The 9,160-nt window shown below is 69.2% G+C and carries 9 protein-coding genes; 5 read left to right on the top strand and 4 right to left on the bottom strand.

Translation table 11 applies throughout. The features are described 5' to 3' along the window. The first annotated feature begins 106 nt into the window (after positions 1-106). The 5 genes from metF to ACWIHT_RS47010 all read left to right on the top strand — a co-directional run bounded on the left by metF (position 107) and on the right by ACWIHT_RS47010 (position 5,476). A complete protein-coding gene (gene metF, locus ACWIHT_RS47030) occupies positions 107-1,012 on the top strand; it encodes a methylenetetrahydrofolate reductase [NAD(P)H] (RefSeq protein WP_456174798.1) in 906 nt (301 codons plus the stop codon). Continuing rightward, positions 990-2,453, top strand: coding sequence for an adenosylhomocysteinase (ahcY, locus tag ACWIHT_RS47025; protein ID WP_456174797.1), 1,464 nt, complete (start codon positions 990-992; stop codon positions 2,451-2,453). The genes metF and ahcY overlap by 23 nt, the downstream gene beginning before the upstream one ends. 93 nt (positions 2,454-2,546) lie before the next feature. Next, positions 2,547-3,614 (top strand): glucose-1-phosphate thymidylyltransferase, encoded by a 1,068-nt coding sequence (locus ACWIHT_RS47020; RefSeq protein WP_456174796.1) that lies wholly within the window; start codon positions 2,547-2,549, stop codon positions 3,612-3,614. Beyond that, positions 3,611-4,603 (top strand): dTDP-glucose 4,6-dehydratase, encoded by a 993-nt coding sequence (gene rfbB, locus ACWIHT_RS47015; RefSeq protein ID WP_456174795.1) that lies wholly within the window; start codon positions 3,611-3,613, stop codon positions 4,601-4,603. The genes ACWIHT_RS47020 and rfbB overlap by 4 nt, the downstream gene beginning before the upstream one ends. A 246-nt stretch (positions 4,604-4,849) precedes the next feature. Continuing rightward, the gene (locus ACWIHT_RS47010) at positions 4,850-5,476 is read left to right on the top strand and encodes a TetR/AcrR family transcriptional regulator (RefSeq protein ID WP_456174794.1); all 627 of its coding nucleotides are present in this window, start codon (positions 4,850-4,852) and stop codon (positions 5,474-5,476) included. A gap of 109 nt (positions 5,477-5,585) precedes the next feature. Here ACWIHT_RS47010 and ACWIHT_RS47005 read toward each other — a convergent pair whose 3' ends face one another. The 4 genes from ACWIHT_RS47005 to ACWIHT_RS46990 form a co-directional block, all read right to left on the bottom strand. Continuing rightward, on the bottom strand, positions 5,586-6,347 hold the full coding sequence (locus ACWIHT_RS47005; protein ID WP_456174793.1) for an SDR family NAD(P)-dependent oxidoreductase: 762 nt from the start codon (positions 6,345-6,347) through the stop codon (positions 5,586-5,588). A 12-nt stretch (positions 6,348-6,359) separates the two neighbouring features. After that, on the bottom strand, positions 6,360-7,967 hold the full coding sequence (locus ACWIHT_RS47000; protein ID WP_456174792.1) for an FAD-dependent oxidoreductase: 1,608 nt from the start codon (positions 7,965-7,967) through the stop codon (positions 6,360-6,362). Further along, positions 7,960-8,259, bottom strand: coding sequence for an antibiotic biosynthesis monooxygenase family protein (locus ACWIHT_RS46995; RefSeq protein ID WP_456174791.1), 300 nt, complete (start codon positions 8,257-8,259; stop codon positions 7,960-7,962). Before ACWIHT_RS46995 ends, ACWIHT_RS47000 begins: the two co-directional genes overlap by 8 nt. Before the next feature lie 23 nt (positions 8,260-8,282). Beyond that, positions 8,283-9,160 (bottom strand): class I adenylate-forming enzyme family protein (locus tag ACWIHT_RS46990; protein WP_456174790.1); only part of this gene is annotated, 878 nt, incomplete at its 5' end.

Genomic DNA, 9,160 nt, shown 5'->3' with positions numbered 1-9,160 from the left:
TCGGCGTCCACCTCTCCGAAGAATTCCAGCTCCACCCCGAACAATCCACAGACGCCATCGTCATCCACCACCCCGAAGCCAAATACTTCAACGCGGGAAGCCGGTCATGAGTTCTCTGCGGGAGATCCTCGCGAGTGGTGAGCCGTCCTTCTCGTTCGAATTCTTTCCGCCGAAGACGGAGGCGGGAACCAGGACGCTCTGGGACTCCGTCCGCCGGATCGAGCCCCTGGCGCCCGCCTTCGTCTCGGTGACCTACGGCGCCGGCGGCTCCTCTCGCGAACGCACGATCGAGGTCACCAAGCGGATCGCCGCCGAGACCACGCTGCGGCCCGTGGCACACCTGACCGCCGTAGGCCACTCCGTCGGCGAACTGCGGCACATCATCGGCCAGTACGCGGACGCCGGCGTGCGTGATGTGCTCGCCCTCCGCGGCGACCCGCCGGGCGACCCGAACGCGTCCTGGGTCCCGCACCCCGAAGGCTTCACCCACGCCCACGAACTGGTCTCGCTGGTACGCAGGTCGGGCGGCTTCAGCGTGGGAGTCGCCGCCTTTCCCGAGCGCCACCCGCGCTCAAGCGACTGGGACAGCGAGATCCGCCACTTCGTGGCCAAGTGCCGGGCGGGCGCCGACTATTCCGTCACGCAGATGTTCTTCCGCGTCGAGGACTATCTGCGGCTGCGCGACCGCGTCACTGCGGCGGGCTGCGACACTCCGATCATCCCGGAGATCATGCCCGCGACCGACGTACGGCAGATCGCGCGCTTCGCCGAACTGTCCCATGCCACGTTCCCCGTCGATCTGGCCCGGCGGCTGGAGTCGGCACGGGGCAACCCGGCGGACGGACACCGGATCGGCGTCGACCACGCCACGGCCATGGCCGAGCGGCTGCTGGCCGAGGGGGCACCCGGACTGCACTACATCACCCTCAACCGGTCCACCGCGACGCTTGAGATCCACCGGAACATCCAGAGTCGAACAAGGAGCGCACATGCCGTCACAGCCGCCCGTTGACTTCACGGACTTCAAGGTCGCCGATCTCTCCCTGGCCGAGTTCGGCCGCAAGGAGATCACGCTTGCCGAGCATGAGATGCCCGGCCTGATGTCGATCCGCCGTGAGTTCGCCGCCGCTCAGCCGCTGGCGGGCGCGCGGATCATGGGTTCGCTGCACATGACCGTGCAGACGGCCGTCCTGATCGAGACCCTGGTCGCGCTGGGCGCCGAGGTCCGCTGGGTGTCCTGCAACATCTTCTCCACCCAGGACCACGCGGCCGCCGCCATCGCTGTCGGCCCCAACGGCACGCCCGAGAACCCCCAGGGCATCCCGGTCTTCGCCTGGAAGGGCGAGACGCTGGAGGAGTACTGGTGGTGCACGGAGCAGGCGCTGACCTGGCCGAACACCCCTACCGGCGGTCCGAACATGATCCTGGACGACGGTGGCGACGCCACGATGCTCGTCCACAAGGGTGTCGAGTACGAGAAGGACGGCAAGGTCCCCTCCCTCGACACCGCCGAGTCCGACGAGCACCGCGTCGTCCTCCAGGTCCTGACCCGCACCATCACCGACGGCTCGCAGAAGTGGACCCAACTCGCCTCGGAGATCCGCGGCGTGACCGAGGAGACCACGACCGGCGTCCACCGTCTCTACGAGATGCACCGCGACGGCACCCTCCTGTTCCCGGCGATCAATGTGAACGATGCCGTCACCAAGTCGAAGTTCGACAACAAGTACGGCTGCCGCCACTCCCTGATCGACGGCATCAACCGCGCCACCGACGTCCTCATCGGCGGGAAGACCGCGGTCGTCTGCGGCTACGGCGACGTGGGCAAGGGCTGCGCGGAGTCCCTGCGCGGACAGGGCGCCCGCGTGATCATCACCGAGATCGACCCGATCTGTGCGTTGCAGGCGGCGATGGACGGCTACCAGGTCACGACGCTGGACGAGGTCGTCGAGACGGCCGACATCTTCGTCACCACGACCGGCAACAAGGACATCGTCATGGCCGCGGACATGGCCAGGATGAAGCACCAGGCGATCGTCGGCAACATCGGCCACTTCGACAACGAGATCGACATGGCCGGCCTCGCGCGGATCCCGGGCATCGTCAAGGACGAGGTGAAGCCGCAGGTCCACACCTGGACGTTCCCCGACGGCAAGGTCCTGATCGTGCTGTCCGAGGGCCGCCTGCTGAACCTGGGCAACGCCACCGGCCACCCCTCGTTCGTGATGTCCAACTCGTTCGCGGACCAGACCCTGGCCCAGATCGAGCTGTTCACCAAGCCCGAGGAGTACCCGACCGATGTCTATGTGCTGCCCAAGCACCTCGACGAGAAGGTCGCCCGGCTCCACCTGGACGCGCTCGGCGTGAAGCTGACCACGCTGCGCCCCGAGCAGGCGTCGTACATCGGTGTCGAGGTCGAGGGACCGTACAAGTCGGACCACTACCGCTACTGAGCAGCGCGGGCCTGGGCGGGGCCGTGCCTCTCCCAGGCCGGCGTCAACCGGCCCCCGAGTGGGGTTCCAGCCCATCCGCATAGCGTCCGTGGCATGAAGGCTCTCGTACTGTCCGGTGGCTCGGGGACACGCCTGAGGCCCATTACTCATACATCGCCCAAGCAGCTGGTGCCTGTGGCGAACAAGCCGGTGCTCTTCTATGTCCTTGAGGACATAGCACAGGCCGGAATCACCGAGGTCGGGATCGTCGTCGGAGAAACCGCCAGAGAGATCGAGGAAGCGGTCGGTGACGGTTCCAAGTTCGGCCTCCAAGTGACCTACCTACCGCAGGAGAAACCGCTCGGACTGGCCCATGCGGTCCTGATCGCCCGCGAATATCTCGGTGCCGACGACTTCGTGATGTACCTGGGGGACAACTTCGTGGTCGGTGGCATCACCGGCCTGGTGGACGCGTTCCGCGCCGACCGCCCCGACGCACAGATCCTGATGACCCGCGTGCCCGATCCGGCCGCCTTCGGCATCGCCGAGTTGGACGAAGACGGCCACGTCGTGGGTCTGGAGGAGAAGCCGACGCAGCCCAAGAGCAACATGGCCGTGATCGGTGTCTACCTGTTCACACCGGTCATCCACGAGGCCGTACGCGCGATCGAGCCGTCCTGGCGCGGTGAGCTGGAGATCACCCACGCCGTCCAATGGCTGATCGACAACCGGCGCGACGTGCGGTCCACGGTCGTCCACGGCTACTGGAAGGACACCGGGAATGTCATGGACATGTTGGAGGTGAACCGTTCGGTCCTGGAGGGCATCGAGCCGTGCAGCGAGGGCCAGGTGGACGCGGACAGCGAGGTGGTCGGCCGCATCCGGATCGAGGCCGGCGCCCAGGTCCGGAATTCCCGCATCGTCGGACCGGCGGCCATCGGGGCCGGCACGGTGATCAGCGACTCCTACATCGGTCCGTACACATCCATTTCGGAGAACTGCCGGATCGAGGACACCGAGATCGAGTTCTCCATCGTGTTGCGCGACTCCAGCCTCACGGGCATCCGGCGGGTCAGGGGATCGCTCATCGGCCGCAACGTCAGCGTGGCGCCCGCACCACGGATGCCGTCCAGCAACCGGCTCGTTCTCGGCGACCACAGCGAGGTGCAGATCTCCTCATGACCACCAAGGCCATCCTGGTGACGGGCGGGGCGGGGTTCATCGGCTCGCACTACGTCCGGACTCTGCTCGCTCCGCGCGGCGCGAAGGACCTGACGATCACCGTCCTCGACAAACTGACGTACGCCGGAAGCCTCACCAATCTGACCGAGGTGAGCGACAACGGCCGGTTCACCTTCGTGCACGGCGACATCTGCGACGCGCCCCTGGTGGACGAGCTGATCGCCCGGCACGACCAGGTGGTGCACTTCGCCGCCGAGTCGCATGTCGACCGGTCCATTTCCGGCGCCGCCGACTTCGTACGCACCAATGTCACCGGCACCCAGACCCTCCTCGACGCGGCGCTCCGGCACGGCGTCGAGACGTTCGTGCACGTCTCCACGGACGAGGTCTACGGCTCCATCGACGTCGGATCCTGGCCCGAGACCTCGCCGGTCAGCCCCAACTCCCCTTATTCCGCGTCCAAGGCGGCCAGCGACCTCATCGCGCTGGCCTACCACCGCACCCACGGTCTGGACGTACGCGTCACCCGCTGCTCCAACAACTACGGCCCCCACCAGTTCCCGGAGAAGGTCGTCCCGCTCTTCGTCACCCGCCTGCTCGACGGAGGCCGGGTGCCGCTGTACGGAGACGGCGGCAACGTGCGCGACTGGCTGCACGTCGACGACCACATCCGCGGAATCGAGCTGGTGCGTACCGGCGGCCGGGCCGGTGAGGTGTACAACATCGGCGGCGGCACCGAACTCTCCAACAAGGAACTGACGCAACTGCTCCTTGACGCGTGCGGCGCCGACTGGGGCAGCGTCGACCCGGTCGCGGACCGCAAAGGACACGACCGGCGTTACTCCGTCGACTGCGCGAAGATCGGCCGAGAACTCGGGTACCGGCCGGCGAGGGACTTCGGGACCGCGCTGGCACAGACGGTCGACTGGTACCGCGACAACCGTTCCTGGTGGGAGCCGCTCCGCGAAACCACGGGAGGGCGGCCATGAAACGGCTGCCGCGCAGCAGATTTCACGCTCTCGTCGGCCAATGCCTGGCGCGGGTCTGGCAGTGCCTCGTAGCCCTCGGATACCTGCACACCGGGCCCCTGTACCCCGAGGACTCACAGCTGGTGTCCGCGCTGGGGCAAGTGGGCTGCTTCGTGGACCGGGCGACGGCGAGTCGTCACCGGACGCCCGCCCTTCCGGACCCGACGGATCCGACCTGAGGTGACGACGCGGGGCTCGGGACGAGGCTTGCGGGAGCGCAAGAAGCAGCGGACGCGCGAGCAGCTGGCGCGTGTGTCGATGCGACTGTTCGTCGAGCGCGGCTTTGAGGACGTGACGGTCTCGGAGATCGCCGAGGCCGTCGGCGTCTCGCCCATGACGGTCTTCAATTACTTCCCGCTCAAGGAGGACCTCGTCTTCGACCCGTACGAGCCAAGGATCGACTCCCTGGCGCGCGCGGTACGCGAGCGAGCCGCCGGGCAGTCGGCCCTGGGCGGTCTGCGGGAGGCCTACCTGACGGCCCTCGGCGACGGTGGCGACACCGTACTGACCGGACGTGAACCACCCCGGTTCGCCCGGCTCGTCCGTGACAGCCCACGACTGCGGGCTCGCGAGCGTGAGATCGGCGACCAGCGTGAGGACGCCCTCGCGACGGAGCTTGCCACCGCGACCGGCACCCCACCCGGTGGCCTCGCCGCCCGTCTGGCCGCCGCCCAGCTCTCGACGGCCCATCGGGTACTGATCAGCCTGATGCGCTCCTGGGTGCTCGGCGGCGCGTCCGCCGCGGAGACCGAGCGGCGCGCCGCCGCCGCTGCGACGGAGGCCTTCGGAGCGCTCGAAACAGTGCTCGGCAACTACGCGGTGCGCGACAGGTGACCGCCTCACCATGAGAGGAATCCGCTTGTGCCCACGGTGAGCCGTGGGCACAAGCGGATTCCTCGGTCCCATGTCGTCGGGCCCGTCCGGGGAAGCGCGTTCCGGTCGGTCAGCGACCGCCGGCCACCGTGACGATCTGGCCGGTGATGTTGCCGTTGGCCGCCGAGCCCAGGAAGAGGACCGTACCCGCGACGTCCTCGGGGCTGCTGAGCCTGCCGGTGGGAGTGGCCCGGGTCTCCCGCTCACGGACTTCGGCGGGCAGCCCGTCCAGTACTCGCCGTGTGGCGGTCAGCCCCGGAGCCACGACGTTGACCAGCACCCCGTCCGGCCCCAGGTCCCAGGCCAGGCTGCGGGCGAAGCCGTGCAGCGCCGACTTGGCGGCCCCGTAGAACTCCTGGCCCCGATGGCCGTCCAGAGCCACGTGCGAGGAGATGAGCACGACCCGGCCCCAGGACCGCTCGCGCATGCCGGCCACCGCCAGCTGGACGGTGCGCAGCGTCGGCCCGAGGTTGTCATCGAGGAAAGCCGTCCACTCGCCGGCCGGGACGTCCTCGAAATGTTCGCCCGGTGCCCGCCGGGGGGCCCAGCGCACCGCATTGGCGACGAGCACGTCCACGCCACCCCAACGTCCGGTCACCTCCTCCACGGCCGACTCGACGGTGTCCGGGTCGGCGAGCGAGTAGCGCAGCGCCATCGCCGAGTCCTGGTCGGCGCCGAGTTCACGGGCAAGCCGTTCCCCGCCCGCACCGTCATCGCGGTACGTCAGAGCGACACGGGCGCCTTCGGCCGCGTAGGCACGTGCTATGGCCGCTCCGATCCCCGAGGAGGCGCCCGTGACAAGCACCGTGCGGCCCTTCAGACCCAGGTCCATATGTGTCCGCCCTCATCTCGATCCGTCGGGTACGGGCCAGGCGGGCGCGAGCCGCAGTTGGGCCGCCGCCAGTGCTTGCCGCAGACCCGCCCCGGTGCTCTCCCGGCCACGGGCGGCGACATAGCCGTCCGGACGAACCAGCAGCCAGCCGCCCGATTCGAGTCCCAGCGCACCGCGCAGCCGGCCGCTGTGGTCGGCGAGCGGGTCCGAGCCCTGAGTGCCGTCGCCCAGCGTGCGAATCGACAGCCAGGCGTCCGACGCGGGCACCGAGGCCGCCGTGTCCGGTGTCACGGCCAGCGTCCACCGGACGTCGCGCAGTTCCTCGGCCCAGGCCCGGCAGCCCGGATCGGCCGGGTCCGCCCCGGCCCCGACCGAGGCGCGGGTGCCGGGGAGCGGCCCGCGACCGGTGTCCGCGGGCCGGGTCAGCGGTGAGTCGGGGTAGCCGAGCAGAAGCCCCGAGATACCTCCGAGCACCTTGCGCTGCACCTTCTTGCGCAGCGGTGTGACGTTGCGGATGACGCCGAAGACGACGGGCAGCGCGATCGGGGCAAAGGCGTTCTTCAGCTGGACCAGGAAGGTCGCCTTCTTGGTCGAGCCGAGGAGCGCTTCGCCGACCGGCACCCGTTCCAGGCTGTAGCTGTCCAGCAGTCCGCGCCCCGCATGGCCCTGTTCGACCAGGGCCAGCTTCCAGGCCAGGTTGTACGCCTCCTGGATACCGGTGTTCATGCCCTGTCCGGAAGCCGGGCTGTGCACATGCGCGGCATCGCCCGCCACGAAAACCCGGCCCTCGCCCATCCGGGGCACCATCCGCTGCTGAAAGGTGAAGACCGAGGTCCAGGTGGGCGTGCGGACCTCGGTCGCGCGGCCCAGGCCGGGGCCGAGCTTGCGTGCGAAGCGGTCCGCGATCGTAGCGGCGTCCGTGCCGGGCAGCGCTGTCGTGGTGTCCAGCAGGCGCCAGCGGCCGCCCCGTCTGAAGGGCACCATCATCAGTGCCTGGGAACCGGTGTGGATCCAGTAGATGCTGTCGCGTGGCAGATCCACGTCGACGGGAGCGTCGGCGAGCATCCACGTCTCGCTGGACTCGCCGAGCAGCGGCAGCCCCAGCACCTTGCGCACCGTGCTGTGCCCGCCGTCGCAGCCGACCAGCCAGGGCACCTCGACGGACTCCGTGGTTCCGTCGACGTGTTCGAGGTCGACGGCGACCTGCCCCGGGTGCTGGATGAAGCCCGTCAGCCGCGTTCCCCATTCGACCTCGATGCCGAGCCCGGCTCCCGCGGCACGCAGGACCGCCTCGGTGTCCGCCTGCTCGACGATCGCGGTGAACGGATAGCGGGTGGGCATGGTGGTGTAGTCCGCGTCCAGCCGAACGAGCCGACGGCCCCGGCTGAACATCGTGAACGCCCTGATCTGCTGGGCCTGTTCGAGGATCTCCTCGATGACGCCCATCTGGTCGTACGTCTCCAAGGTCCGCGGGTGGGTGGCCACCGCGCGGCTGGTGGTGGCCGGGTGGGGCGCGGCGTCGATCAGCCGCACCCGCAGTCCGCGCCGGGCGAGTTCGTGCGCGACGGTGAGCCCGACCGGACCGGCCCCCGCCACCAGCACCTGGGTCTCGTCAGCCACGGCCTGCCCCGTCCTCGGGAACCTCCTCGTAGAGCCCGGGTTCCGCGGAGGCCAGGCCGCTGAGGCCCTTGATGAGGTCCCGGAACTCGTTGCTGCGCAGGGCGGCCTGGTGGGACGCGGCGTCCTGCCACTCGGCCATCTCGATGAAGACGTTGTCCTGTCCGACCTGGCGCAGCGTCGAGGAGCCGCGATAGCCCGGCTGAGCGGACATGAACTCGGTCATGGAGTGCTTGATCCTCTGGAACTCCGCGAGGTCTCCGTTGACGGTCAGCTTGTTGATGAAGGTCACCATGGGGTTCTCCTGATGGGTAATCGTCAGAGGGGATGCGGGGCTTCGGTGCGCAGCCGCTCGCGCAGCAGACGCCGCTCGGCCTTGCCGTTCACGGACCGAGGTACGGCAGTGAGCCGTTCGGCACGGCGGATCCGCTGGTGGTCGGCCAGTCGGCCGTTGGTCCGTTCCACCACCAGCCGCAGATCCACCGTCCGGTCGGGCGCGGGAACGATGCCCGCCCATACGACGGCGCCGCTGAACTCGTCGGGGAGGTCCGCCACCACGCAGTCGGCGACGTCCGCGTCCTCCATGAGGAGCCGCTCGATCTCGCCCGGCGACACCAGCTCGTTGTCGACCTTGAAGACGTCCTTGATGCGGTCGACGAGGAACAGCAGGCCGTCCGCGTCCTCGTAGCCGATGTCGCCGGTGTGGAACCAACCGTCACCGTCGATGTCCGGCGCGTCCGGCAGGCCGAGGTACCCGGCCATCAACTGCGGTCCGCGCACGAGCACTTCTCCGGGACGCCCGGGACCGAGGTCGCCACCGGTCTCCGGATCGACGATGCGGCACTCGGTACCGGGAACGGGCGCACCGACCGAACCCGGCCGGTTCTGGTGCGGCCGGTCGTTGTGGCTGAGCGGGGAGAGCTCGGCGAGGCCGTACCCCTGGATGACGGGAACGCCGAGCTGTTCGCGCAGTCGGCCCGCGACGGCGGGGGCGAGCGCCGAGCCGCCCGAGGCGACCAGCCGCAGCGCGGGTCCGGCGAGGACCGAGGACAGACGCTCGTCGGCCGCCAGTCTCGTCAGCCGGGCCGGCAGCCCGAAATAGTGGGTCGCGTCGTTCGCGGCGGCCGCCGCCGGATCAGCGGGGACACGGTGGGGCTGCTCTACGAGGGCGGTGCCGTGTCGGCGACCGACGAGAT

The sequence above is a fragment of the Streptomyces sp. NPDC002276 genome (genome assembly GCF_053891435.1).
Note: the sequence above shows the minus strand (reverse complement) of the source record. Positions and strands in the feature narration are given on the sequence as shown.